Origin of the sequence: Congregibacter litoralis KT71, assembly GCF_000153125.2 — a bacterium.
Classification (GTDB): Bacteria; Pseudomonadota; Gammaproteobacteria; order Pseudomonadales; family Halieaceae; genus Congregibacter; species Congregibacter litoralis.
On sequence record NZ_CM002299.1, the window covers coordinates 1694724 to 1719615 of the forward strand.

22 protein-coding genes are annotated in these 24892 nt (G+C 58.2%); 14 read left to right on the forward strand and 8 right to left on the reverse strand.

Going from position 1 to position 24892, the window contains the following annotated elements; all coding sequences use genetic code 11:
• Positions 1 to 328: 328 nt before the first annotated feature.
• Positions 329 to 1231 carry a LysR family transcriptional regulator gene (locus KT71_RS07835; protein WP_023659450.1) on the reverse strand — a complete coding sequence of 301 codons (903 nt, stop codon included), beginning with the start codon at positions 1229 to 1231 and terminating at the stop codon, positions 329 to 331.
• A gap of 150 nt (positions 1232 to 1381) precedes the next feature.
• On the opposite strand from KT71_RS07835, the gene KT71_RS07840 reads away from it, so the two are divergent.
• From KT71_RS07840 to KT71_RS07860, 5 genes are read left to right on the forward strand one after another with little or no spacing between them, the layout of a single operon-like run.
• A complete protein-coding gene (locus KT71_RS07840) occupies positions 1382 to 1825 on the forward strand; it encodes a DoxX family protein (protein WP_008295973.1) in 444 nt (147 codons plus the stop codon).
• A gap of 33 nt (positions 1826 to 1858) precedes the next feature.
• The gene (locus KT71_RS07845) at positions 1859 to 2455 is read left to right on the forward strand and encodes an FMN-dependent NADH-azoreductase (protein ID WP_008295972.1); all 597 of its coding nucleotides are present in this window, start codon (positions 1859 to 1861) and stop codon (positions 2453 to 2455) included.
• A gap of 2 nt (positions 2456 to 2457) precedes the next feature.
• On the forward strand, positions 2458 to 3417 hold the full coding sequence (locus KT71_RS07850) for a glutathione S-transferase family protein (RefSeq protein WP_008295971.1): 960 nt from the start codon (positions 2458 to 2460) through the stop codon (positions 3415 to 3417).
• Between the two features lie 32 nt (positions 3418 to 3449).
• Positions 3450 to 4310: a pirin family protein gene (locus tag KT71_RS07855; protein WP_023659451.1), complete on the forward strand. Its 861-nt coding sequence runs from the start codon at positions 3450 to 3452 to the stop codon at positions 4308 to 4310.
• On the forward strand, positions 4307 to 5137 hold the full coding sequence (locus KT71_RS07860) for a DODA-type extradiol aromatic ring-opening family dioxygenase (protein ID WP_023659452.1): 831 nt from the start codon (positions 4307 to 4309) through the stop codon (positions 5135 to 5137). The genes KT71_RS07855 and KT71_RS07860 overlap by 4 nt, the downstream gene beginning before the upstream one ends.
• A gap of 280 nt (positions 5138 to 5417) precedes the next feature.
• Here KT71_RS07860 and KT71_RS07865 read toward each other — a convergent pair whose 3' ends face one another.
• From KT71_RS07865 to KT71_RS07885, 5 genes are all read right to left on the reverse strand, one after another.
• Entirely contained in the window at positions 5418 to 6896 is a 1479-nt protein-coding gene (locus tag KT71_RS07865) for a sensor histidine kinase (protein ID WP_008295968.1), read from the reverse strand.
• Entirely contained in the window at positions 6893 to 7669 is a 777-nt protein-coding gene (locus tag KT71_RS07870; protein WP_008295967.1) for a winged helix-turn-helix domain-containing protein, read from the reverse strand. The genes KT71_RS07865 and KT71_RS07870 overlap by 4 nt, the downstream gene beginning before the upstream one ends.
• Positions 7670 to 7745: 76 nt before the next feature.
• On the reverse strand, positions 7746 to 8459 hold the full coding sequence (locus tag KT71_RS07875; protein ID WP_023659454.1) for a spondin domain-containing protein: 714 nt from the start codon (positions 8457 to 8459) through the stop codon (positions 7746 to 7748).
• Between the two features lie 14 nt (positions 8460 to 8473).
• The gene (locus KT71_RS07880; RefSeq protein WP_008295965.1) at positions 8474 to 9184 is read right to left on the reverse strand and encodes a spondin domain-containing protein; all 711 of its coding nucleotides are present in this window, start codon (positions 9182 to 9184) and stop codon (positions 8474 to 8476) included.
• Between the two features lie 180 nt (positions 9185 to 9364).
• Positions 9365 to 10588 carry an alpha/beta hydrolase gene (locus KT71_RS07885; protein ID WP_238549461.1) on the reverse strand — a complete coding sequence of 408 codons (1224 nt, stop codon included), beginning with the start codon at positions 10586 to 10588 and terminating at the stop codon, positions 9365 to 9367.
• A 314-nt stretch (positions 10589 to 10902) separates the two neighbouring features.
• Here KT71_RS07885 and KT71_RS07890 point away from each other — a divergent pair, with 314 nt between their 5' ends.
• From KT71_RS07890 to arsB, 4 genes are all read left to right on the forward strand, one after another.
• Positions 10903 to 11844, forward strand: coding sequence for a septation protein IspZ (locus KT71_RS07890; RefSeq protein ID WP_008295963.1), 942 nt, complete (start codon positions 10903 to 10905; stop codon positions 11842 to 11844).
• A gap of 292 nt (positions 11845 to 12136) precedes the next feature.
• Positions 12137 to 12508, forward strand: coding sequence for an ArsR/SmtB family transcription factor (locus KT71_RS07895; protein ID WP_008295962.1), 372 nt, complete (start codon positions 12137 to 12139; stop codon positions 12506 to 12508).
• A gap of 34 nt (positions 12509 to 12542) precedes the next feature.
• Positions 12543 to 12953, forward strand: a complete 411-nt coding sequence (locus KT71_RS07900) for an arsenate reductase ArsC (RefSeq protein ID WP_008295961.1) — start codon at positions 12543 to 12545, stop codon at positions 12951 to 12953.
• 17 nt (positions 12954 to 12970) lie between these two features.
• A complete protein-coding gene (gene arsB, locus KT71_RS07905) occupies positions 12971 to 13996 on the forward strand; it encodes an ACR3 family arsenite efflux transporter (RefSeq protein ID WP_040362251.1) in 1026 nt (341 codons plus the stop codon).
• A 21-nt stretch (positions 13997 to 14017) separates the two neighbouring features.
• On the opposite strand, the gene KT71_RS07910 is transcribed toward arsB, so the two are convergent.
• The gene (locus KT71_RS07910; protein ID WP_040363003.1) at positions 14018 to 14488 is read right to left on the reverse strand and encodes a hypothetical protein; all 471 of its coding nucleotides are present in this window, start codon (positions 14486 to 14488) and stop codon (positions 14018 to 14020) included.
• Between the two features lie 42 nt (positions 14489 to 14530).
• On the opposite strand from KT71_RS07910, the gene KT71_RS07915 reads away from it, so the two are divergent.
• Together KT71_RS07915 and tadA are read left to right on the forward strand one after the other, a co-directional pair.
• Positions 14531 to 15919: an APC family permease gene (locus KT71_RS07915; RefSeq protein WP_008295957.1), complete on the forward strand. Its 1389-nt coding sequence runs from the start codon at positions 14531 to 14533 to the stop codon at positions 15917 to 15919.
• A gap of 25 nt (positions 15920 to 15944) precedes the next feature.
• Positions 15945 to 16400: a tRNA adenosine(34) deaminase TadA gene (gene tadA / locus KT71_RS07920; protein WP_040362253.1), complete on the forward strand. Its 456-nt coding sequence runs from the start codon at positions 15945 to 15947 to the stop codon at positions 16398 to 16400.
• Between the two features lie 23 nt (positions 16401 to 16423).
• Here the strand turns inward: tadA and mltF are convergent, their stop codons facing one another.
• Positions 16424 to 17863, reverse strand: coding sequence for a membrane-bound lytic murein transglycosylase MltF (gene mltF / locus KT71_RS07925; protein WP_008295955.1), 1440 nt, complete (start codon positions 17861 to 17863; stop codon positions 16424 to 16426).
• A 123-nt stretch (positions 17864 to 17986) separates the two neighbouring features.
• Here mltF and purL point away from each other — a divergent pair, with 123 nt between their 5' ends.
• From purL to secF, 3 genes are all read left to right on the forward strand, one after another.
• Entirely contained in the window at positions 17987 to 21889 is a 3903-nt protein-coding gene (gene purL / locus KT71_RS07930) for a phosphoribosylformylglycinamidine synthase (protein WP_008295954.1), read from the forward strand.
• A gap of 164 nt (positions 21890 to 22053) precedes the next feature.
• Complete coding sequence (gene secD, locus KT71_RS07935) at positions 22054 to 23949, forward strand: protein translocase subunit SecD (RefSeq protein WP_008295953.1); 1896 nt, start codon at positions 22054 to 22056, stop codon at positions 23947 to 23949.
• A complete protein-coding gene (gene secF / locus KT71_RS07940) occupies positions 23946 to 24860 on the forward strand; it encodes a protein translocase subunit SecF (protein ID WP_008295952.1) in 915 nt (304 codons plus the stop codon). The genes secD and secF overlap by 4 nt, the downstream gene beginning before the upstream one ends.
• Positions 24861 to 24892 lie beyond the last annotated feature (32 nt).

Below are 24892 nucleotides of genomic sequence, written 5' to 3' on the forward strand. Positions count from 1 at the left end.
GTTTCCCGGGGCTGCTCCTGATCTTCCCCGCGCCGCACCCGAACCCACCCCGTTGGTATCGGGGTATGGCTATTGTTGGTGCGTTTTACGAGACCGGTAATGGTGCTAATCGATTCCAGGCTGGCATCGTCCAGCGGAATCTTTTTTTGAGTATTTTTTGTAGCATTTTCAGAGCATGGTATTTTTCATGGTATTATGAATTAGATGGAAAGTAAGCCATTGAAAGTAAAGACTAAAAAGGTTCGTTGATAATCGAGTGGGAGTAGGGCGACCGGCAGTAAATGTCTGGCACAGAAATATCTCGAGGGTTTTTTGGTGAGGTCGCTCGTCACCATAAAGCGTCGCTCAGTAACTGAGTCAGGCGTTTCAGGGCCTTGCCCTTGTTGCTGATCTTCCAGGCGATAAAGCGGTCCAGAATCTCTGTAGTGGGCTCGTCGGTCGTCAGTTTGACCAGCGCGCCGCTGTCCAAATGTCCCTGAATCAGTTTGCGTGGCAGATGGCCAACGCCTAGGCCTGCAAGTTGTGCCTGAACTTTCTGCTCCATTGTCTGCACATACAGGGCCTGAGTGCCAGTGGTTAAACCTGCATTGCGCATGACGTTGTGTTTGGCGGTGTCATGGGTCACGACACGGCGGTGATATGGCAGCTGCCTTGCTACAGTCTGGGCGTCATTGGCCTTGGGGGCGAGCGGATGACTGGCCGCCGCGACTAGCAACATGTCGGCAGGGGGGATCGGCAGGGCACGGAATCCTTTTTGTAAAGGGATCGGTGAGGTTGCTCCCATCAACAAATCAATGCTGTCCGTCTCCAGCGCTTCCCATCCCCCGTTCAGTACGCACTCCTGAATATCAATTTCCAGGTTTGGCTGTTCCTCCAGTAGCGTTCCCAGAGCTTGAAAAAATGGTTCGCGTTCTGTGGTCGATTCCAGCCCCAGGCGTAGTCTCGGTTCCCAGCCGGTGGCCAGCTCTTTCACCTGGTCAGCTAAATAGGTCGTAGCGACAAGAATTTTGCGGCCCTCTTCGAGTAATAGTCTACCGCTGGGCGTGAGCACCGAGCGCCGCCCCTGTCGCTGAAACAGCGTCACGCCCAGTTGTTCTTCCAGTTTTTGCACGGTATAGGAAAGCGCCGAGGTGGCCTTCTCAAGCTCTTCAGCGGCTTTGGCAAAGCTGCCGCGGCGGTCGATGGCGTCCAGCGCTTGTAGCGCGTCTAAGGTGATAGGTGAGTAGCTCATGATTGGATCCTTGGGATCAGGGAACGTCATTATTATTGTTCAATTTAATTGAACATTCCAAACAAAAAACCACCCTTATTTGCACGATTATCAAGCTATAAACTGTCTCCATTAGTTCAAAAAACCTTTTATTTCTGTCTGGAGACTACTATGAAAATGTTATTGAAAAAGATCACCACTTCTACAGCGGGCTTTGACACATTGCCGGTGCGGGTTGCCGCTGGAGTTATTTTTGTCGCTCATGGTGCACAAAAGCTGTTTGGCTGGTTTGGCGGTTATGGCTTGGAGGGTACTGGCGGCTGGATGGCGTCTATCGGTCTGGAGCCCGGCGTGCTGATGGCAGCTATGGCAGGCAGCGCTGAATTCTTTGGCGGACTGGCCCTGGTTTTAGGTTTGCTGGTGCGTCCCGCTGCCGTGGTGTTGGCGCTAACCATGGTGGTGGCGATCGTCACGGTTCATCTGGCAAACGGCCTGTTTATGGCGAACAACGGCTATGAATTTGGCCTGGCGCTGCTTGCGGTGAGTGTCAGCCTGGCAATCCGCGGCGCGGGAAGTGTGAGTGCGGATCAAGTGATCAGCGCCAAGCTGAGCTAGTAAAACCAAACATATTTCGACAGGAGATATCCTATGACCGTATTGAAAATTGATTCCAGCGCCCGGGTGGAGGGCGCTAACTCGCGCATCGTTACTGATTATTTGGTGCAACAACTGGGGCAGCCGGTCATCGAACGGGACCTGGTTAAGAGCCCTTTGCCGCCGATGAGTCCGCAGGATCTGGTAGGTGTGCACGGCTCACACAAGGCTGACCGTGCCAGCTTGCAGCAGCATCTGGCGATGTCCAATAAATTGATCGCCGAATTGCAGCAAGCCGACACCCTGGTGCTGGGCGTGGCAATGTACAACTTTAGTGTTCCCCTCTACCTGAAACAGTGGATCGACTATGTCTGTCGCGCCGGGGTTTCATTCCGCTACACAGAGAACGGCCCGGAAGGGCTCACCGGTGTGAAGCGAGCCTTTATTGTAACGGCTTCCGGCGGCACGCCAATTGGCGGTGACTGGGATTTTGCCAGCCGCTATATGGAGCACATCTGTCGCTTTCTGGGCATCAATGAGGTGGTTCATATCGATGCCAGCGGCTCCAAGGGCTCCCCGGAGGTGGTGATAGCAGCGGCCCGGCAGCAGATTGATGCAATGTTGGCGCAGCCCGAAGTAGAGGAGGCCTGATCATGGGTTTACTGCAGAACGGTCAATGGGTGGATCAGTGGTATGAAACCCAGTCAAGTGGCGGCGAATTCCGCCGACAGGATAGCCGCTTTCGCAACTGGGTGACGGCGGATGGCGCTGCCGGTCCGACCGGCAGAGAAGGGTTTAAGGCGGAACCCGGGCGCTACCATTTATATGTGTCGCTGGCTTGCCCCTGGGCGCATCGCACGCTGATTTTCCGTCAACTCAAAGACCTGCAGGAGCTGATTGATGTCACGGTGGTCGAGCCATTGATGCTAGGCCATGGATGGGAATTAAAAAACGATCAATACGACCTGGAATATCTGTACCAGTTGTATTTAATGTCAGATCCAAACTATAACGGCCGGGTCACTGTGCCGGTATTGTGGGACAAGGAAGGACAAACTATTGTCAGCAATGAATCAGCAGACATTATTCGCATGTTTAACAGTGCGTTTAACGAGCTTACGGGTAATGACACTGACTATTACCCCAACGCCTTGCAGACGCAGATAGACGCCGTTAATGAGCGAGTCTACAACTCGATCAACAACGGCGTATACCGGGCCGGCTTTGCCACCACCCAGGAGGCCTACGAGGCTGCCTATTACAAGCTCTTCGACGCTTTGGACTGGGTGGAGGCGACCCTTACTCGTCAGCGCTATCTGGCGGGTAGTGTGTTGACCGAAGCCGACTGGCGCCTGTTCACCACGCTGATTCGCTTCGATGCCGTGTACTACGGACATTTCAAGACTAACCGCCAGCGCATCGTCGATTTCCCCGCGATCAGTCATTATCTGCGCGAGTTATACCAGCAACCGGGCGTGGCGCAAACGGTAAACTTCGAACATATCAAGCAACATTACTACGGCAGTCACGTCACCATTAATCCCACGCAAGTGGTGCCACTGGGGCCCGATCAGGATTTTACGCTACCCCATAACCGGGGCCAGCTTGACTGAAAATACCGGGTTCCCAACGCAGGAGGTTCAAAATGTATAGACAATTATCGCAGGTGTATCCGTCGCGACCATCCCGTGATGGTGATGGCGTCAAAATCAACCGCATTGCCGGCGCATCAATGCACGGGATATTGGATCCGTTTCTGATGGTCGATGAAATCAACTCGGATACTGCTGTGGATTATATGGGCGGCTTTCCAGAGCATCCCCACCGAGGCTTTGAAACCATCACCTACATGAAGGCCGGTCGCATGCGCCATCGCGATCACATGGGTAACGAGGGCGTGATCGGCCCCGGTGATGTGCAGTGGATGACAGCAGGTCATGGGGTAATTCACTCGGAGATGCCTGAGCAGGAGCACGGCCTGATGCACGGCTTTCAAATCTGGTTGAACTTACCCGCCAGAGACAAATACAAACCGGCTGCCTATCGCGATATTCGCAGTGCGGAAGTCGCCTACTACCGGGATGAGGTTGGCAATGAAGCACGACTTATCGCCGGTGAGATTAATGTGGGAAACACGACACTTAACGGTTGCTTACCGGCCATGGCAACCCACCCGTTATTGGCAGATGTTTCAGTCGCAAGCGGCGCGGAATTTATTCTGGATGTCGGAGACTACGAACGGGTCCTGGTGTTTGTTTATGCTGGAGACAGCACAGAGTTAAAGACCAGGCAACTGGGTGTTTACGGCACTGGTGACAAGCTGACACTGCGGGCGGGTGAGCAGGGCTTCGAGGCGCTGGTACTATCTGGTGAGGCCTTGCGCGAACCCATCGCTCAGTATGGCCCCTTTGTGATGAACCAGCCCGAGGAAATCGAACAGGCTATTCGTGATTTCAAGGAAGGGAGGCTAGTGACGCAGTCCACACTGGGCAGAACCCAACTATGACCCATTCCACCACATCGATCGTTGCATCCACCGTACAGCCGGTACTTTTCATCCCACACGGCGCGGGTCCGTGTTTCTTCATGGACTGGATTCCCGCCGATGCGTGGAATGGTATGGCGGCCTATCTCAAAGGCATTGCGGCCTCGCTGCCAACTCGCCCAAGGGCCATTGTGACGGTCTCCGCCCATTGGCAGACGGCAGGATTCAGCGTCACGACCAGCGACCAGCCCGACCTGATTTTCGATTATTACGGCTTTCCCGAGCATACCTACGAACTGGCATATCCGGCCCCCGGTGCTCCGGCGTTGGCTGAACGAATTGCCACGCTGCTGGCCGAGGCGGGGCTGCCCGGCGCAAAGGACGCTCAACGGGGGTTTGACCACGGTATGTTTATTCCGCTAAAACTGATGTTTCCGGAGGCGGACATTCCCGTGGTGCAGTTGTCGTTGCGAGAAGATCTCGATCCGGTGGCCCATCTGGCCGCTGGTAAGGCTCTATCAGTGCTGCGAGATGAAGGGGTGCTGATTGTCGGCAGTGGTATGAGCTTTCACAACATGAGCGGTTACGGCAACCCACAGTTCACACCTCTTTCCGAAGCGTTTGACGACTGGCTCAGCCGAGCAGTCGAGGCCTCTCCAGAACAGCGGTGGGCGCGGCTCAGTGATTGGAGCCACGCCCCACATGCCTATCAATGCCATCCACGAGGCTATGAGGAACACCTGATGCCACTGATGGTGGCTGCCGGCGCTGCCGGTGAGTCAGGCGGGCGTAAGGTCTATTCAGAGAAGGTGTTAAAGACACAGCTGTCGGCGTTCCGCTTTGACTGACGGCCGAATTTATTGTTTGCAGCGGCTGAACAGCCGCGGAGCACACAGAGTGGAAATCAGAGGGTGCTGTGTGGCGGTGTTGATCGGCAATTTTTTCGAGTATTTCTAAGAAAATTCTGAACATGGTATTTTTCATGGTATTACCGATTTACAGGCACATAAGCCATTGAAAATACAAAACAAAAAAGGCTTATTGATAATAGAGTGGGAATGACGGGCACTGCCAGATCCATTCTGGCGATGTTTGGCAATGAAAAGGCATTCGCTCTCCACAGTATCATTAAGCGGGTTGGGGAAGCCAGAAGCTGAACTCTGTGCCGCGCGTACTCTCACTGCGCACGGCAATTTGCGAGCGATGGAGTTCGACGATACGTTTTACGATGGCAAGCCCTAGGCCCGTGCCGCCAATGCTTGAGTCCGTCGTTGAATCCGTATCTCTTTGATAAAACCGCTCAAAAATTCGTGGAATGTCCTGGGAGGCAATACCGTCGCCATTGTCGGACACCTGCACCTGCACCCGTTGCGCGTCTTCGATGACGCGAATGGTGATCTCACCCCCCTGGGGCGTGTGCCGCAACGCGTTGTGAATCAGGTTTTCCAGCAGTCTATGGATCATCGCGATGTCGGCGCGAACCTGCAGACTCTCCCGGGGCGCTTCCGTGGTCAGGGTAATACCGCGCTCCCGCGCAGAGACCTCGTGATCAAGGACAATGTCTTGGATGAGCTCCATCACGGGGAAGTTTTCCCAGTGGGGTTCAACAGATCCCGACTCCAGCGTCGATAGCTCAAATAGTTCGCTAATCAATTCGTTCAGTCGTAGGGCATGTTTGTGGGCAGTTCTGATGTAATCGGTCTGCGCATTCGCATCCAGATCTTTCACCATCAGAGTTTCCAGAAAACCCTGGATAGAGCTCACGGGCGTGCGCAGGTCATGGGATACGTTGGCAATGAGCTCCCGGCGATTGCGATCGATCTCGGTTTGCGCATCAAACTGTTGTTCGATGCGCTCACTCATGTCGGAAATCGCTGTGCCGAGAAGGTCTACCTCATCCCGGGGTGGTTGCCGGGTGTCGAGGCTGATCACACCGGTATACCGGTCCTCTCGGTATCTCCGCACCGCCGTTACCAGAAGCTGGAGGCGGCGGGTCAGGAGGAAGAACAGGAGTAATCCGCCGATCATCGCAAAGCACAGCGCCGCGAGTATCGTGGCAACTCCAGTCTGAAGGTTGTAACTGTCCGCCAGCGTTTGCTGTACGCCGTCGTAGTCCTTGCCGTTTAGCACGGTGTAAAGGTAGGCGGACGCTTCGCCCTCATCGTCCAGGATGGGAGACACGGAGAAAATCTTGCGCTGGGTATCACTGCGCGGGTCATCGGCGAAGATCGGGAGTTGACTGCTATCGCGCATAAAGCGCTGCAAGGGCGTCATGTCTACGCGGTTTCGCAGTACGGTACCCTCCGGTAAGGCGTGGGAGAGAATGTTCCCGTCGGTGTCCAGCAGATAAACCTCGACGATGGGATTGATGAACATTACGTGATGGGCGAGTTCCTTCAATGCGGCCTGGTTGACGCCATCAGGACCCAGTAAGGGCATGTCCTCGGCAGCATGCAGGGCGATATCGCGGTTTATGCGTTGGGTGGTTTCCAGCGCATAGAGCTCACTGGTTCTTGTAGTGATGCCAATAAGTACACCACCCACCACGATAAACAGAAGGCCCGTAGCGAGCGCTAGACGCAGGTACAGACGCCGGAAAGCGCTCATGGCTCCACCTGAAAACGATATCCCACACCCCAGACGGTATTTACGTACTGTGGGTTTCCCGGGTCTGTTTCGATCTTTCCGCGAAGGCGATTTATGTGGGTGTTTACCGTGTGCTCGTAACCGTCGTGCCCGTATCCCCAAACTTCATCCAAGAGCTCCGAGCGACGAAAGACGCGTCCGGGCTGTCGGGCAAAGTGCAAGAGAAGGTCGAATTCTCGGGAAGTGAGTTCTATGCGATCGCCGTGCATGGTGACCCGGTGGGTTCGGTCGCAGATGCAAAAGGGGCCTAACTTCAAAGGCTCAGCAGCACCGTTCTGCTCCAACTCCGCATTCTCTTGATGCCGGTTCATGCGCGTGCGGCGAAGGAGCGCCTTAGCCCTCGCGGTGAGTTCAAGTGGACTAAAGGGCTTGCTCAGATAGTCATCCGCACCTAGCTCCAGGCCCAGAACGCGATCAAGCTCGCTGGATTTTGCGGTCAACATGAGAATCGGGGTGATGTTTCCGCGCTCGCGTAACTGGCGACAGATATCCAGACCACCCATACCCGGAAGTCGTAAGTCCAGGACAATGAGATCCCAGGCGTTGCTGAGTGCTAACTGCAAGGCTTTGTCGCCTTGATCGCAGTGGAGTAAGTCGGCATTCAGGTCTTCCAGATGCATGACAATGAGGCGGGCGATGTCTTCGTCATCCTCAACAACGAGAATGCGAGGAACGGGGGTGGGGCTGACACCGTCGGGACTCGGGTGGGCGGTGGATACTGGTGCGTTGGTCATAGACAGCTCGGAATCAAGGCGGAACAGTTCCTTTAGAGAAGGGTTGTCCGTACGAGTTCCCGAGCTGCCTCCCACGCTATTGCGTCCGGGTGATGCGCAGACGAGCGACGGGGTTGTCGAAACGATGCGTCTGGTTGAGCACTGACCCCATCAATCCGTCATCGGCGGTGACAACACCTCCGTGCATCGTGACCTGATCTGCTATGTCATCGCGCTCTGCATTGAGTCCCTCTCCGCCGTCCGCAGGTCCGGGAATCGTACCCGGCGCCTCACTGTTAGCCTCCGTACCACTATCGTAGGCAACGGTGTTGAAAGTCAGAGCATCACCAACCTCAAGCAGCGACACATCGATACTGTTTAGGCCGGTGATCGCATCGTTGGTGTTGACGAGCATTGTGGCGACGGACAAGCGCAAGCCTGCGGTGTCGTCGCCCTCAATCTCCAGGGACACCATGTCGCTGGATCCGGGGCCCACGGGATCTCCACCGCTGGCGGTAACTGCATCACTGAACTCGTTCAGAAGCTCGCTGTTGTCACCCCCTTCCGCGAGCACTTCCAAGCCGGCAGACGCCGCTTGCCCAATGGTAAAGATACGCTCGGAGCCGTCATGAGCCACGACTGCGAGGGGTGACAGGGGCTGGCCAACGGTCAGATTGACTACGCTGACTTCGAAGACTGCATTAGTCACAGGTAGAGGTGCTGGTTCGGGGGGAGCTGGTGTGGCGATCCCACCGCTGTCGCTGCAGGCGACGAGAGCACTGGCTATGAGGGGAATGTATAAATATCTCATGGTCTGGGTGCTCCCTAGTTAACTGTTACAACGACGCGCACCACGGGGTTCAGCCAGCGATGAACCCTGTTGTCTATATCGCTGCTACCCCCAGTGAGGGTGTCGTCGCCCAGGACGTTACGGTGGATGTGTACAAAGCCTTCGGCCGTTGCCGCTATGCCCGTGCCACCGCTGCCACTGGCAGCAAGTACCGGCGGTGGGGCCGGGTATCCGGGTTCACCCGGTGCTCCGCTTCCGACGACCTCGTCGTTGCCTTCGGTACCCGAATCATAGGCATTCACGCTGTAAACGTAGCGGCCGGGCTCCGTTGGTATTTCAATTGAATTGAGGCCCATAAATCCGTCATTGCTGGGGAGGATCATGGCGACGATGGATAGACGGGTATTGTCCGGTGCGTCATCAGTGTTGAGCATGGCGCTGGTTCGCTGTCCCGGCGCCAGGAGACCCTCAGCTGGGTTCGCGACGACAGTTGCGTTGATAGCGTCGACATCGGCTACCAGGGCTGAGATATCGCCACCTTCCGCCATCGCCTGAAGACTGGCACTGGCGGGTTCTCCGCTGGTGAACAGGCTTGCATCGGACACATGGGCTGCAACGAGGAACGGCGTGAAATAGCTGCCGCGGGTGAGGTTGATGATCTCAACGTCGAATTGAGTGGCGCTGGCCGGGGCGGCGGCAGCGGTGATTGCGGCAACTACCGCAAATGATCCAAAGGTCTTTTTCATGGTGGCGACTCCCGTTGTGTATGGAGTCGCCAGTGTTGCGCGGCGATAAGGTCGGAGTTATCACAAAAGTTTCACGAATTGCTTACATGTTTGTCTCAGTGTTTCGCGCCCTGGATCACGACTCCATGATCCCTCAGGAGACGGTAGCTTGGTGCCTGGTCCCTGCGAGCGCAACCTGCATCAAAAATCATCCGCGCGAAGTTGAATCTCCTCCCGGGTCAGGCTTTGACGCAAACGCTCGGGATAGTCAGACGGGATTTTCCAGAGCAAATCGAGATTCGTAGGAGCAAGTCCGCGCTCTTCGGGCGTAAAGTCGCTGCGTACGGACAACACGACATCGGTACTGGCCCAGGGGTGGTCGAACCAGTAGCGGTGACCGGTAATATCAAATCCCCGACCCTCCCAGTCGCGAGAAACGTCCACGACTTCCAATCGCTCCGTGGCCATGAGCTGCTCCAGTTCATCGGCGCTGATCTCCTGATTTCGCTGGCCGATGCGCGTGCCGCCACCCATAAACAGCTGTGCCATATTCAGAGCGCCATCTTTGGAGGATACCGTGACGACGACCCGAGAACTGACGCTATCCAATGCCGGTAAGGCGTCAAAAAACTCTTCTGCGGGTACATCCGCCGCCGCGTAATACACCGTCCCGAGACGGAACTTTTCCCTGAGATCGACGCCGGGTGCCTGGTGGCGCTCGTAGAGGTCTTTGAGTGCGGCGGTAACCACGCGGCCTCCCGCGCTCCAGCAGACGATATGAATACGCCGGGCTTTGGAGTTTTTCGCCAGTTCCTCAAGAAGGGAGGTCAGGGCGGGCGCGGCCCGGTAGGCCCGTCTTACGTCACCGCCACCGCCATAGGCGATGATGTTCTGTCGCGTGGGCCAAGAGAATGCCAGGGAGGTCATATCACGACCCATGAAGTGATCGAGTTGCGCAGCGAAGGCGCTGGCATTGTAAAAATTGACCTTTGCGCCGTGAACGTAGATCAGAAGATCATCATCGCGCGATGCTTCTATGGAGGCGTTCATATCCCTCATCAGCCACGCCAGGGAGCCGGTCTCATCCCTAGCGTCGCTGGTTTCTGTGCCGGGGGTGTAGGCGCCGATTTCCATCAGCCCGGAAACAGCGAGGTCCACCGCGCTTGAGCGCTCTTCCGTGCGGGAGTACTCGCTAAGATCAGACCACGAAAGCTGTGGGGTTCCAAAGCCGATAAGGGTCATACCCAAAGCAGTTCTGGATCCCTCGTCATTACCGTAATCGATGCGCTGCATATCGTTGATGCGTTGGCGGGTCGTAGCGTAGTACACGCGCCTCGGCGTCCAGCGCTGCTCCTCTGGCACGTGGTCAAGGGGGCTGAAGCCGAGTTCAGAAAACAGCACCGGTGTCGGCATCAGCGGTTGCACAGAGGGGCCTGAACAGGCGGTCATAACCACTGCTGTTAACAGCGTAGTGAGCGCTCCACGGAGCCGGAGCGAGCTGAGCGTTCTGCTGACCACATGGACCTGTTTTGGAGGATGGCCGAACGGGCGTTGCATATCATGCTCCAGGGTGAGAACTGAGAGTCCAAGCCAAGCATAAAACCTTAGGGACTTACATCATAGTTAATCCGTGATTTATCGCATCTCCTGGCAGTACTGCGGGAACGATTTTTGGCGTCGGGCAAAAAACCTCTTAGACTTCTGTCTCTCATGCAGCAAGTGACAGGGCGCGAGTCATCGTGAGCTTCTGGACCTATCAGCGACGCTTCACCTTTGAGACCCATGCCTGCCTCGTTGAGGTCAGTGTGGGTATGCAGAGCATGGTTTCCCGGGTGTTTGTCGACGGCGAGCTTCGGGACCGGCAGGCGCTGTATTTCTCCGCTGGCTATCGCAATCCGGTACATCAGGTGGTGTTGTCCCGCGACGGGAAAAACACCGAACTGCGGATAGAGGTGGGCTATATCAGCTGGCTGTCCGTGGGTATTGAGGTGTTTGCCGACGGGGAGCCGGTGCACAAGAGCCATCCGGACAAGAACATTCACTTCGCCGAGGAGTCGCGGTTTCTCAAAGCCTTGCCGAGTCAGGACCCGGAGGTGGCCCGGGCGGCTGCGGCGCGCTGGCAGCGCAACAAGTATTCCATATACGCTGACCTGGGCCTTGGCGCTCTATTCTTTTTCGTTGGAAAGTTCACGGGCGATCTCACACTCGCCGCTCTTATTGGTGCAGGAGCCGGTCTGGCCCTGGTTGCTATCCAGCGTTTTGTTCGCGTTGACCTTTTAGGGGGCTTTGCGGTCTTCGGTACCGTGATGCTCCTGGTGTCTGCTGTGTTCTCCCTGGCTTTTCAGAGTGATTTTATGGTGCAGATGAAAAGCACGGTTCTGGGCGTACTGACGGCTCTATTGTTTTTTGCCGATGGTGCCATTCGCAAAGGCCAGTACTTTGGGGTGAGGATGCAGCGTTATATGCCCGAAACCATCGATACAGGCCGCATGGCTGTGGGGCTGGGCATGCTCGGTTTGACCATGGCGGGAGCGAACTATCTGGTGGCGACGCTATTCAGTGAAGACGCCTGGCTCAACTACACGACTTTTATTGATACTCCTTTGTCTATCGGTCTGGCCTACGCGGTGTATTTTTGGGCGCGGCGGGGCACAGTTACGGTGCCCGCAGAAGGGGCGTAAACCATCCTGGGTAAGCCTGCCCTGGCCTGGGCAGGCGGGGATGTTGCCAGGCTGAATAGGTTGGCGTGACAGCGTCGACGTTTTGATAGGCACTCTCGCATCGGCGTCGGCGTCGGCGTCGGAGAGAGACAGCCGGGTTTATGGCCTGCCCACCCCAATAATTTTTGCTTTTTTGACGTGCTGAGCCGCCCCGATATCACCGAAGTGAAGCGAGGGGAAAAGCTGTCCTATACATTGACATGCCAAATATGTCGATTATTCTAGACACATGGAAATAAGAAGCGCCGTGTCAATGTTCTCAGCCCTGGCCCAGGAAACGCGCCTGCGCGCGTTTCGCCTCCTGGTTCAGGCGGGTCCTGATGGGATGGCGGCAGGCGAGCTCAGTGACGCTCTGGGCACGCCGCACAACACCATGTCGTTTCATCTCAACCATTTATCGACGGCTGGAATCATCTCCTCTCAAAAGAAGGGTCGGTCCATCATTTATTCGGCCAATTTTAATGTCACCCGTGACCTCATCGCGTTTATGGTCGAAGACTGCTGCAACGGCACTTTTGCAAACATTCGGGACGATAAAAAGACAGGCTGTTCCATCATTGAGCTGAGTGATTTCTGCAGCGTTGAGGACAGCGTTGCCGCCGTTTCCGAGAGAGAATCGCTGTAAGAGTCGAGAACATAATCGTGGAGCAAAGCAGTCAATGAAAAAGGTCCTGGTGCTCTGCACTGGCAACTCCTGTCGCTCGGTGATGGCGGAGGCCCTCATCAATCATCTTGGCGCGGGCCATTACACGGCCGTAAGCGCGGGTAGTTTTCCCGCGGGTTATGTCCATCCGGGGTCTCTTGAAACCCTGGCCCGTCATCAGGTGCCCGTGGACAAGCCGCGAAGCAAGTCCTGGGATGAATTTTCGGCGCACCACTTTGATCTCGTGCTCGCCGTCTGCGATGAAGCCGCAAAGGAAACCTGCCCCGCGTTCCCGGGGCGATTCGAGCGAAAGCATTGGAGCATTCCTGACCCCGCCAAAGCGGAGGGCAGCGAAGCTGAGGTGCAGCGGGCCTTTGATGACGCCTTCAATCTGCTCAAAGACCGGATTGAGGCTGAACTCCTGTGACAGACGAATCATCAGCCATGGGGCTCTTTGAGCGTTACCTGTCTCTCTGGGTGGGTCTGTGCATTGTTGCCGGTGTTGCCCTGGGCATTCTTGTGCCGGGGATTTTTCAGGCGATTGCCGCGCTGGAATATGCCAGCGTTAACCTGGTGATTGCGGTTTTTATCTGGGTGATGATCTACCCCATGATGGTGAGTGTCGATTTCGCGTCCCTCAAGGATGTCGGTAAAAAGCCCAAGGGTCTCTGCGTCACCCTGGTGGTGAACTGGCTGATCAAGCCCTTTACCATGGCGGCTCTCGGAGTGTTTTTCTTTGAGGTCGTGTTTGCCGGCTGGGTCGATCCCGCGAGCGCGAAAGAGTACGTGGCAGGCATGATTTTGCTGGGGGTAGCGCCCTGTACAGCAATGGTCTTCGTTTGGAGCCAACTGGTGCGTGGCGATGCCAATTACACCCTGGTCCAGGTCTCCATCAACGACATCATCATGGTTTTTGCTTTTGCTCCCCTGGCTGCCTTCCTTTTAGGCATTAGCGATATCGTCGTGCCCTGGGAGACGCTCCTGCTATCTGTTTTTCTGTATGTGATCATCCCTCTCGCCGCAGGTTATGCGACGCGCAAAGCCCTCGATGGTGCGGCGAGGAATGATGCCGTCCATCGATTTACGGCGAGGGTCAAACCGTTTTCCGTGCTGGGCCTTCTGGCGACGGTAGTCCTGCTCTTCGGGTTTCAGGCGCAGACAATCATCGACAGGCCCGTACTCATTGCCCTGATTGCGGTGCCCCTGCTGATACAGAGCTACGGTGTTTTTGCTCTGGCCTACGGCTGGGCTTATCTCTGGCGGGTTCCCTTCGACACCGCCGCGCCGGCAGCCCTCATTGGCACGTCCAATTTTTTTGAACTTGCCGTGGCCGTTGCCATCAGTCTCTTTGGTCTGAACTCCGGCGCGGCATTGGCGACAGTGGTGGGGGTGCTCGTGGAGGTGCCCGTGATGTTGTCCCTCGTGGCATTTGCGAACGGCACCCGGGGCTATTTTGCGGATCGTGGCTGAGGCCTCGAGGTAAAGCGAAAGCTAGCTGTCCACCGGTTCCAGAGGCTCTGATTTTGGCAGAGGCTTTGCGGTTACCGGTGCCGACCAGGTGCAGTTTGCCCGAAAAATATCATTAATCAGCATTTCGAGATCCGCGTAGGCCCGGTTCCTCCGAGCTTCCAACAAGGCCTCGATGCGGCTTGTCATATCGCCGGAGGTCCAGGTGATATGGCTGGTCAGCAAGACAAAAGCCTTTTGCGTGAGCACGGCGCCTTCTATGCCGGTGTTTCTGGGCTCCAGAGTGCGAAATCTCAGCAGGTCGTGTTCCGCAAGCCAGACAAAGGTTTCAAAACAGGCCTGGGAGCGCCGGTCCGGTAGTCCCGTCATATCCCATTTGATCGGCCCGGTGGTATCTTCTACCAACAGCAAATAGGGCACCGGGAAAGCCGCGTAAAGCGCGCAAAAAACTTCGGCGCAGCAATAGTGAAAGTCATCGATGTGCGTTGTTCTCATAGCCAGCGGTGTCTTCGCCACGTTGCGTAAACGACCCATAGTATGACGGAAAATCTGCCGCGTGTTTCTGAGGAGAGCACGCCGCTTATGCAGGCCGCCATTGGTGTGTCTGCTACCATCGCGTTTATGTCGAATCACAGAGAAAATCGCCTGCGCCGGGACATCGGGTCCTTCGGCGCTGCCTTCCTGGTCCTCAACGGACTCATCGGCGCTGGGATATTCGCGCTCCCCGGGAAAGTCGCCGTAAACGCGGGGCTCTTTAGCCCCTGGCTGTTTCTTGTGGTGGGGGCACTGTTTCTCAGCGTTGTTCTGGTGTTTGCGGAACTTGCGAGTTACTACGATGAGACCGGCGGCCCGGTCCTCTACGCAAGCGATGCCTTCGGGCCCCTGGCCGGCTTCGGTACCGGTTGGCTGCTGTTTTTATCGCGCACCACGGCCTTCGCAGCCAACGCGACGGTGATGGCGTCATACCTGGGCTCCCTGTTTGATGTCCTGGCGGGGGACTTGCCGCGCATGCTCATTATCACCACGGTGATTCTCGGGCTGACCTGGGCCAATATTCTTGGGGTGCGCGATGGTGTACGTGCCATGGGCGTGTTTACGTTTCTTAAAGCCGCACCTTTACTCATCCTGGTGCTGCTGGGTTTTCAGTACGTGTCGGGAAGCACCCTGTTGCCCTCGGCAGAGTTGCTCGTAGACGATCTGGGAAGCACGACGCTGCTGATGATTTATGCCTTCGTGGGCTTTGAGACCGTGGGCGTGACAGCGGGGGAGACCACCCATCCCCGGCGCACACTGCCCCGTGTCCTCGTTGGAACGGTGGTATCCATCGGGCTTTTGTACTTTCTTATCGTGCTGGTTTTTGTGTCGGTGATTGATCAGGGCGATTATGCGAATGCGACCCTTGTGGACGTGGGCAGGGCCCTGGCGGGAACCGCGGGAGCTTTTGCCATCACCCTGGCCGCGGTCTTTTCCATCGGTGGCAACCTGGCGGGCTCCATGCTCGCGGCGCCCCGGCTGGTGTTTTCTCTTGCCGAAAACCGCCAGTTACCCCGGTGGTTCGCCCATGTGCACCCGCGTTACGCCACGCCTGATCGCTGCATCGTGGTCATGGGGGCGCTTGCTCTGGGTCTCGCGTTGACGGGATCCTTTGTAAAGCTCGCCGTCGCCAGCTCCGTGGCACGACTTCTCAGCTACATTATCTGTATCGCATCGCTACCCGCGATCCGTCGCGGTGCCAGCGACGCCGTTCGTCAGGATGCCTATCGTCTGAAGGGCGGCTATCTGATACCGGTCCTGGGATTGATGATCTGTCTGTGGCTGTTGATGCAGTCAAAGGCGGAGTCCTGGATCGCCGTGGGTGTTCTATTGCTAGCGGGTTTTGCATTTTATGCCTTCGAAAAACGCTTTGGCCTGGCGGAGCAACCGTGAGCTTGGAGTGTTCGGGGGTTACCGGATGACCGATGTGCAGCCTGATTTTATGGCGCGGGCGCTGCAGCTGGCGAAGGAAGCGGCGGAGGCGGGCGAGGTGCCCGTGGGCGCATTGGTTGTGCAGGACGGGCGTATTCTGGGAGAGGGTCGCAATGCACAGATCGGCGCGACGGATCCCACGGCGCATGCCGAAATCAACGCTCTGCGCGCTGCGGCGTCAGCCCTTGATAACTATCGCATGCCCGGCGCGACACTCTATGTGACGCTGGAACCCTGCAGCATGTGCTGCGGCGCCCTGGTCCATGCACGCATTGGCAGCCTGGTTTTTGCCGCGCGGGAGCCCCGTGCCGGCGCCGTGGTCAGCACCCGGAATCTGCTCAATGAATCGGCGTTTAATCATCGTGTGTCGTGGCGGGAAGACGCCGAAAATGCGCCGGCGAGCGCCGCCCTGTTGCGGGCTTTTTTTCGCGAGCGTCGCTGAAATCCCTTGAGGGCCCGGGGTGCTCAGAGGGCCCTGAGCTTCAGGCCGCGCAGCTCGTCAGGCACCAGCTCTTCCACACTTCTCGGTGCCTCGGGGCGTTGGGCGCGCGCCGTCTGCCAGCGAAGAATATTGTAGTAGTGGCGGATGTTCTGCACGTAACGCACGGCCTCCAGCCCCCGGGCGTAGCCGTAGCGCAGGGTGCGATAATGCTGCGGCTCCTCCAGCAGGGGCAGGGTGTCCATGATGTCTTCCCAGAAATGCGGGTCACCCCCCCGTCGCTCCGTGAGCACCCGGGCGTCCTCGAGATGCCCCATGCCGATGTTGTAGGCTGCGAGGGCGAGCCAGCTTCGGTCCGGCTCGAGGATGTCCTCGGGCAATCGGCGCCGCAGCTTCTTGAAATACCGCGCCCCACCGCGCAGGCTTCCTGCCGGGTCCGTGCGATCGTCAACATCCATCTCCTTGGCGGTGGCAAGGGTGAGCATCATCATGCCGCGGACCCCCGTCCGTGAGGTGGCTTCAGGATCCCAGTGCGACTCCTGATAGCTGATGGCCGCCAGCAGTTCCCAGGGGATTTTCTGCTCCTGTGCAACGATCTCAATGAGCTGCTGGTAGCGACTCAGATCTTTGCGGACCTTGCCCACAAAGGTCTGGGAATCGACCCTGGATATTGCCTCGTCCCGATCAAAGTAGCGGGCACCTATGGCATCGATGCTGCCATCGCTCTGATGCCGTTCGAGAAAGTCATTGACGATGGCCAGCAGGGGGGTATTTTTGGCGGAGCGGGGCAGGTACCAGACAACGTCTTTTTCTTCGTCGAGACTGAAGGCGACCTCAAGCCTCGGAACCAGGTTTTGCTGGATGAAAAAGTCCCGGGAATCGACCACCGCCAGATCGCTTTTATCCTCGTTGACCCGCGCCAGAAGGGCCGCGGTATCGCTGGCATCGATGCTGTCCCAGCGCAACCAATCCAGACCTTCGTCCCGAAGCCTTTCCAACAGCTCCTCGTGACTGCTGTCCTTGAGCACCGCAAGACTCATGTTTTTGAGGTCCTCGGGTTTGCGGGGTTTTTTTCGTCCGACCTTGTAAATGACCTGAGGCATCTGCGTGGCGTAGGGGACAGACGCCGCAAAACGCGTGCTGCGCGTATCCGTGAGGGTAAGTCCGGCGCCGGCGATGTCGGCCTCACCCCGTTCCAGGGCCGCAAAAATCTCCTCAATGGAGAAGGCCTGAGAGACAAGGAGCTCGACACCGAGTTCTTCGGCCAGCATCGCGGCAAGGTCGTATTCAAATCCCCGGGGGCCGCCGCGGCCCAGGTAATAGGTGGTGGGACTGTTTCGGGTGATGAGCCGCAGCTCGCCACGCTCCTGTATTGCTTCCCGGGTATCGTTGCTTTGTCCACAGGCAGTTAGCAGCGCAGCTGCAAACAGGGTCAGAAAGCGAAGGCGGGTACGGGGGCGTGCCATCTTCTGATTGTAACGCTTTAAAAGCGCCCAAAGATCGGCTTTTCGCTTAACGCCGCGACGCCGTGGCGGTACAATTCGCCCCTTCGCAGCTTCATGCTTTTGCTACCGAGAGACTCCCCCCTGATGCTCGTTATTCCTGGCGCTTCGGCCTTGTCCCCCTTCCGACAGCAAGCGTTGGAGCACCGTTTACGGGAGCGATGGCCAACGGTCAGCCTCCGGCGCTGTGGCTTTGTCCATGTCGTGGACGCGGAAGCCCTCGACGACGCGCGTTTCTCCCGTCTGGCGGCCTTGCTCAGCCAGGCAGCAATCCCGGATTTTTGCGCGGTGGCGTCTTTTGAGTCGGGCAGCTGGCTGTATGTCATGCCGCGTCCCGGGACCATCTCCCCCTGGTCAAGCAAAGCGACAGATATCGTGCGCCGCTGCGGCTTTGATGAAGTTCATCGCGTCGAGCGGATCTGTGCTTATGAGCTCGACGGTGTCGCGCCGGGGACGCAGGATTGGGATGATCTTGCGATCGAGCTCCATGATCAGATGGTGGAAGCGACTACCGCTACCCTCCCGGGCGTAGCAGCACTGTTTTCCCAGCTTGCACCGGCAGAAAGCCGGGAGATCGATGTACTCGGTCAGGGGCGGGCGGCGCTGGAAACCGCCAACGGTGCTCTGGGACTGGCCCTGGCGGAAGACGAAATTGACTATCTCTGCGACAGCTTTTCCGGTCTGGGACGTAACCCCCGGGACGTCGAGCTCATGATGTTTGCCCAGGCTAACTCCGAGCATTGTCGCCACAAGATTTTTAATGCCAGCTGGACGATTGACGGCGAGGATCAGGCCAAAAGCCTGTTTGCGATGATCCGTAATACCCATGCGGCCAGCCCCCAGGGGGTGTTGTCTGCCTACTCCGACAATGCCGCGGTGGTGGAGGGTCACGAGGCAAGCCGTTTTGTCCCCGACAGTGTTTCCCGGGAGTACGCTGACAAGGCGCAGCCCGTGCATTTGCTGATGAAAGTGGAGACGCATAATCACCCCACGGCCATCGCGCCATTTCCCGGTGCAGGGACCGGCGTGGGGGGCGAGATTCGCGACGAAGGTGCTGTGGGTCGCGGGTCCAAACCCAAGGCAGGCTTAACCGGTTTTAGCGTATCTAATCTTCGCATTCCGGGACAGGTGGAGCCCTGGGAGCCGGACAATGGCAAGCCCGCGCGCATCGCATCTGCCCTGGACATCATGCTCGAAGCACCCATAGGCGGTGCCGCCTTCAACAACGAATTTGGTCGGCCCAACCTCTGCGGATATTTTCGCAGCTACGAGCAGCGAATCTCCGTACCCGGTGGTAACGATACCGCGGCGGAAGTTCAAGTGCGCGGGTATCACAAGCCCATCATGATCGCCGGCGGCTTTGGCAATATCGCTGCCGAGCATGTCGACAAACCGGAGTTTTCCCCCGGGGCTGCGCTGCTGGTGCTCGGCGGCCCAGCCATGCTCATCGGGCTGGGGGGGGGAGCAGCGTCGAGCATGGCGAGCGCCGACGGTCAGGAGTCCCTGGATTTTGCCTCGGTACAGCGTCAGAACCCCGAAATGGAGCGACGCTGTCAGGAGGTTATCGATCGCTGCTGGCAGCTTGGCGAAGAGAACCCCATCGCCTTCATTCACGACGTTGGCGCAGGAGGCTTATCCAACGCGCTCCCCGAGTTGGTCAAAGATGGCGGCTGCGGCGGTCTGTTCTCCCTGCGGGATGTGCCCTGCGATGACCCGGGTATGTCGCCCCTGGAAATCTGGTGCAATGAAAGCCAGGAGCGTTACGTACTGGCCGTCATGCCGGAGCACCTGGAGCGGTTCAAGGGTATCTGCGCGCGGGAGCGCTGCCCCGTCGCCGTGGTAGGAGAAGCCACCGCTGACAAGGCTATTGTTGTCAGCGACGGGCACTTTGATGACACCCCGGTGGCCATGCCCATGTCGGTTTTGTTCGGCAAGCCGCCACGTATGCATCGCAGGGACCATCGTTCGTCGGGGCTTGGCGCAGCACTGAGCGCCGCGCCGTCGGTCGAAGAAGCCTTGCATCGGGTGTTGGGTCTGCCCACCGTCGCCAGTAAAAGCTTTTTGATCACCATCGGTGATCGTACGGTCACAGGGCTGGTGGCCCGGGATCAAATGGTGGGTCCCTGGCAGGTGCCGGTAGCGGATTGTGCCGTATCCCTCGTGAGCTATGACTCGAACAAGGGAGAGGCCATGGCCATGGGAGAGCGCACGCCTGTTGCCCTCTTGAGCAGTCCCGCCTCCGCCCGAATGGCCGTTACCGAGGCCATAACGAATATCTGCGCGGCGCCCGTGGCGCGCATGAGCGACATTCGCCTGTCCGCTAACTGGATGTGTGCGGCGGACACCCCCGGTGAGGGCGCGGCGCTGTATGACGCCGTCCACGCTATCGGCGAGGAGCTGTGTCCTGCCCTGGGTATTGCGATCCCTGTGGGCAAAGACTCCATGTCCATGGCGACACGCTGGCATCAGGATGGCAGGGAGCAAACGGTCACGGCGCCCATGTCCCTGGTCGTGTCTGCCTTTGCACCCGTGGGTGATACCGCGGAAACACTGACGCCCATGATCGCTGGGGACCCGGAGCTGAGTCTGGTGCTTATTGATCTTGGTCGCAACCGGGATCGTGTGGGGGCATCGGCGCTGGCGCAGGTCTACGGCGAGCTTGGCGCAGAGCCGGCGGATCTTGATGACCCCGGCGACCTTCTCGCGTTTTTCGAGCTGTTGCGCTGGGGCAAGGCGCGCGGCGATGTGATTGCCTATCACGACCGCTCCGACGGCGGTCTCGCGGTCACGCTCCTCGAGATGGCCTTTGCCGGACGTTGTGGTCTGGAGATTGTATTGCCAGAGGGCGTCGATGCGCTGCGGCGATTATTTTCCGAGGAGCCCGGCGCGGTGGTGCAGATCCCCAAATCCCAGCTTGCGGACTGGTCCGCCCGTGCCGATGACCTGGGGATCGGTGACTGTCTCCACACCCTGGGCTATGCGCGCGGCGATGAGCAAGTGAGATTCTGGTCCGGCGATACGGCGCTTATCGACACGATGCGCGGTGCCCTCCAGGAGCGCTGGAGCCAGTGCAGCCACGCCCTGCAACGTCTTCGGGACAACCCCGAGTGCGCCGACGAGGAGTGGGCGCGAATCAGCGCTCAGGATCCGGGTTTGTCGATGCATTGGAATCCCCTGCCACCGAAGAGCGCTGCGCCGATGATCAACAGCGGCGCAAAACCCCGGGTGGCGGTGCTTCGCGAGCAGGGCGTGAACGGTCAGGTGGAGATGGCTGCGGCCTTTGATCGCGGCGGCTTCACGGCGGTTGATGTGACCATGAGTGATCTCTTTGCCGGGGACGCGCATCTTGGCGACTTTGCGGGTCTTGTGGCCTGTGGGGGCTTTTCCTTCGGGGATGTGTTGGGAGCGGGGGAGGGCTGGGCAAAATCCATTCTGTTTAACCCGCGTTTACGCGATAGTTTCAGCGAGTTTTTTGCCCGGCCCGACAGTTTTGCTCTGGGCGTGTGCAATGGCTGTCAGATGCTCTCAACCCTCCGGGAGTTGATACCGGGCACGGAGCACTGGCCCTGGTTCCGACGGAATCGCTCGGAGCAGTTTGAAGCCCGACTCGCCATGGTCGAGGTGGGGACGTCGCCCTCAATGTTTTTCCAGGGTATGGCCGGGTCCCGGCTGCCCATCGCCGTCGCCCACGGTGAGGGGCGCGCGGTGTTTGCGAACGGGGCCGCACAGGAGCGATGCGAGGCCGCCCAGCTCGTGGGCCTGCGCTATATCGAAAACAGCGGCGAGATAGCGGAGCGTTACCCCGCGAATCCCAATGGATCGCCCGCCGGTATCACCGGTGTGTGCAATGAGAGCGGTAGGGTAACCATCATGATGCCCCATCCCGAGCGGGTGATTCGCCGACGGCAGTTTTCCTGGGCCCCCGCTGAGATGGGTGACGATTCCCCCTGGCTTCGCCTGTTTCAGAATGCCCGGAGCGCGATGGACTAATACCGGGAGTTCGGGCGCCGCGGGGCGCCCCTGGCGCCTCCCTGGCGAGCCTCGGGCCCTTGAGACCTGACGGTCAGCGTCTATAATGCGCCCCCTTATTCTCCGTGGCCCGGGGTCAAACGGTTTTTGTTTGGCGTTGCGGCTACCCTACTGCAGACCATGGCATGCTCAATCGTTACCCAATTTGGAAATACCTGATCGTTCTGATCGTTGTGATTGGCGGGGCACTGTATGCATCCCCCAACCTCTATGCGCCGGATCCGGCCCTGCAAATCGCCGGGGAAAGCAGCGGGACGATGATCGACGAGCGATTGTTGAGCCGGGCGACCACTGCTCTTGATGACGCGAGTATTGCGCATTTCGGCGAGATCATCGAGCCCGGCGGGCGCAGTGCATTAATCCGCCTGGAGGAGCAGGAAACCCAGTTGCGGGCCCAGGCCGTCGTATCCCGAGCCCTGGGTGACGGCTACATTATTGCCCTCAACCTGGCAGAGACCACCCCCGATTGGCTTACGGGTGTGGGAGGCCAACCCATGAAACTGGGACTGGACCTGTCGGGAGGCGTGCACTTCAAGCTGGAAGTGGACACCGCCGCGGCCATCGAGAGGCGCATGGAGTACTACCTCAACGCTACCAAGCGCTCCCTTCGTGAAGAGCGTATCCGCGGTTTTGTGGGACTCGATGGAGACCGAGCTGTGCTCGGGCGTTTCCGCAGCGAAGATCTTCGGGAGCAGGCGCGCAGCCTCATCGCCGACGCCTTTCCCGAGCTCCTTCTGGATCGTGTGGATGAGGAAGATGAGTTCCTGATTTTCGCCCGCATGACCGATGTCACCGTCGACGAAATTATTGACTACTCCGTCAGCCAAAACCTGACGACCCTGCGCAACCGCGTCAACGAGCTGGGCGTGTCCGAGCCCCTGGTGCAGCGTCAGGGCCGGAACCGCATCGTCGTGGAGCTCCCCGGCATCCAGGACACGGCGGAAGCCAAGCGGATCCTCGGCAAGGTCGCCAACCTGGAATTCCGCCTCGTGGCCAACGCCGACGCGCCTGCGGCGGAGCGCCAGCGTTTTGAGTACCGCAGTGAGGATCGCCAGGGCGCCACAGAATATCTGGAGCGCGATGTCATTATCACGGGAGAGCGCGTCTCCAACGCGCAGGCGAGCTTTGATCAGAACGGTCGCCCCAATGTGCAGATCAGCCTCGACAGCGAGGGTGGCACTCTCATGTCCCGGGCGACGCGGAACAATATCAAGCGTCGCATGGGTGTGCTGTTCATCGAGCGCAAGTACCGCACCCGCTACGAAATGGATGAGAACGGTGAAGAAGTCGCCGTAAAAGTTCCCTACGACGAAAAGAAACTGCTGACGGCGCCGGTCATTCAGAGTGCCCTGGGAGCCCAGTTTCAGATTACGGGACTGGATAATCCCCTGGAGTCATCAGAGCTTGCGCTGATGCTGCGGGCAGGCGCCCTGGCCGCGCCTATCACTTTTGTGGAAGAGCGCACCGTGGGCCCGTCCCTGGGCGCCGAAAATATTCGTCTGGGTGTAAAGTCCGTGCAATACGGACTCGCCCTGGTGGTGCTGTTTATGGTCCTTTACTACCGCGTGTTCGGACTCTGCGCCGTGACCGCGCTGACCGCGAACCTGGTGTTGCTGGTAGCGATTATGTCACTGCTGGGCGCAACCCTGACCCTGCCGGGCATCGCCGGTATTGTGCTGACCGTCGGTATGGCGGTGGACGCCAACGTACTGATTTTCTCGAGGATCCGGGAGGAACTGGGTAATGGCCTGTCTCCCCAGATGGCGATCCACTCGGGTTTTGAACGGGCGGTGGCTACGATTCTTGACGCAAATATCACGACCCTGATTGTTGCTGTGATCCTCTATGCCGTGGGCACCGGTCCCGTGAAGGGCTTTGCCGTCACGCTGTCCGTGGGCATCATTACTTCCATGTTTACCGCCATCATGGGAACCCGAGCGCTGGTCAACCTGATCTACGGGGGACGACGCGTCGAGACCCTGGCAATTGGCCGTATACCCAAGATGGGAGATGCAGCATGAAAATCATTAACTTCATGGGAAAACGGCGCCTGGCAGCGGCGTTTTCGGTGCTCCTGATACTCACTGCCCTGGGTTCCCTGGCGGTGAAGCAACTCAATTGGGGGCTGGATTTCACCGGCGGGACGCTGGTTGAAGTGCATTACGCGGACTCCGCGGACCTCAATGCCATCCGTAGCACTCTCGCGGATGGGGGCTATGCGGGTGCCATTGTCGTGAGTTTTGGTACGGATAGGGATGTGCTCATCCGACTCCCCGATGGTTACTCCGATGCCCAGGGTACGGAAATGCTGGAAACCCTCCAGGGAGCTTCCGGGGTGAACGTGGAACTGCGGCGTATCGAGTTTGTAGGGCCCCAGGTGGGCGATGAATTGCGGGAGCAGGGCGGTCTCGCCATGCTTCTGGCGCTGGGGCTGGTGATGCTCTACATCGCCTTTCGTTTCCAGTTCAAATTTGCCGTGGGGGCCGTGGTGGCGCTTATCCACGACGTGATTATCACCCTGGGGTTCTTCTCCATCATTGGTCTGGAGTTCGATCTGACGGTGCTGGCAGCCCTCCTGGCGGTGATCGGCTACTCCCTGAACGACACCATCGTGGTGTCGGATCGTATTCGCGAGAACTTCCGAAAGCTGCGTAAGGCGGAGCCTCTCGAGGTGGTCAACATTTCCCTGAGCGAAACCCTGGGTCGAACCCTGGTAACGTCCTTAACGACTTTGCTGGTATTGCTGTCTCTTGCCGTGTTCGGTGGCGAGATGATCAACGGCTTTGCCATTGCACTCCTTGTCGGCGTCATGATCGGAACCTACTCGTCGATCTATGTGGCGTCGAACGTGCTCCTGAGCATGGGCGTGAGCAAGGAAGACCTCATGATTCCCATCAAGGAGGGGGCAGAGCAGGACGACCTCATGCCCTGAGACCGGTCCGGGCCGCCGGGCGGTGCACCTTC

Coding starts and splice junctions, on each gene's coding strand:
- KT71_RS07860 (WP_023659452.1), top strand. CDS start 4,307: ATGACCCATTCCACCACATCGATCGTTGCATCCACCGTACAGCCGGTA.
- mltF (WP_008295955.1), bottom strand. CDS start 17,863: ATGGCACGCCCCCGTACCCGCCTTCGCTTTCTGACCCTGTTTGCAGCT.
- KT71_RS07900 (WP_008295961.1), top strand. CDS start 12,543: ATGAAAAAGGTCCTGGTGCTCTGCACTGGCAACTCCTGTCGCTCGGTG.
- tadA (WP_040362253.1), top strand. CDS start 15,945: ATGACCGATGTGCAGCCTGATTTTATGGCGCGGGCGCTGCAGCTGGCG.
- KT71_RS07865 (WP_008295968.1), bottom strand. CDS start 6,896: ATGAGCGCTTTCCGGCGTCTGTACCTGCGTCTAGCGCTCGCTACGGGC.
- KT71_RS07855 (WP_023659451.1), top strand. CDS start 3,450: ATGTATAGACAATTATCGCAGGTGTATCCGTCGCGACCATCCCGTGAT.
- KT71_RS07870 (WP_008295967.1), bottom strand. CDS start 7,669: ATGACCAACGCACCAGTATCCACCGCCCACCCGAGTCCCGACGGTGTC.
- KT71_RS07875 (WP_023659454.1), bottom strand. CDS start 8,459: ATGAGATATTTATACATTCCCCTCATAGCCAGTGCTCTCGTCGCCTGC.
- KT71_RS07840 (WP_008295973.1), top strand. CDS start 1,382: ATGAAAATGTTATTGAAAAAGATCACCACTTCTACAGCGGGCTTTGAC.
- KT71_RS07850 (WP_008295971.1), top strand. CDS start 2,458: ATGGGTTTACTGCAGAACGGTCAATGGGTGGATCAGTGGTATGAAACC.
- KT71_RS07915 (WP_008295957.1), top strand. CDS start 14,531: ATGACGGAAAATCTGCCGCGTGTTTCTGAGGAGAGCACGCCGCTTATG.
- KT71_RS07910 (WP_040363003.1), bottom strand. CDS start 14,488: ATGAGAACAACGCACATCGATGACTTTCACTATTGCTGCGCCGAAGTT.
- KT71_RS07835 (WP_023659450.1), bottom strand. CDS start 1,231: ATGAGCTACTCACCTATCACCTTAGACGCGCTACAAGCGCTGGACGCC.
- secD (WP_008295953.1), top strand. CDS start 22,054: ATGCTCAATCGTTACCCAATTTGGAAATACCTGATCGTTCTGATCGTT.
- KT71_RS07880 (WP_008295965.1), bottom strand. CDS start 9,184: ATGAAAAAGACCTTTGGATCATTTGCGGTAGTTGCCGCAATCACCGCT.
- KT71_RS07895 (WP_008295962.1), top strand. CDS start 12,137: ATGTTCTCAGCCCTGGCCCAGGAAACGCGCCTGCGCGCGTTTCGCCTC.
- purL (WP_008295954.1), top strand. CDS start 17,987: ATGCTCGTTATTCCTGGCGCTTCGGCCTTGTCCCCCTTCCGACAGCAA.
- secF (WP_008295952.1), top strand. CDS start 23,946: ATGAAAATCATTAACTTCATGGGAAAACGGCGCCTGGCAGCGGCGTTT.
- KT71_RS07845 (WP_008295972.1), top strand. CDS start 1,859: ATGACCGTATTGAAAATTGATTCCAGCGCCCGGGTGGAGGGCGCTAAC.
- arsB (WP_040362251.1), top strand. CDS start 12,971: ATGGGGCTCTTTGAGCGTTACCTGTCTCTCTGGGTGGGTCTGTGCATT.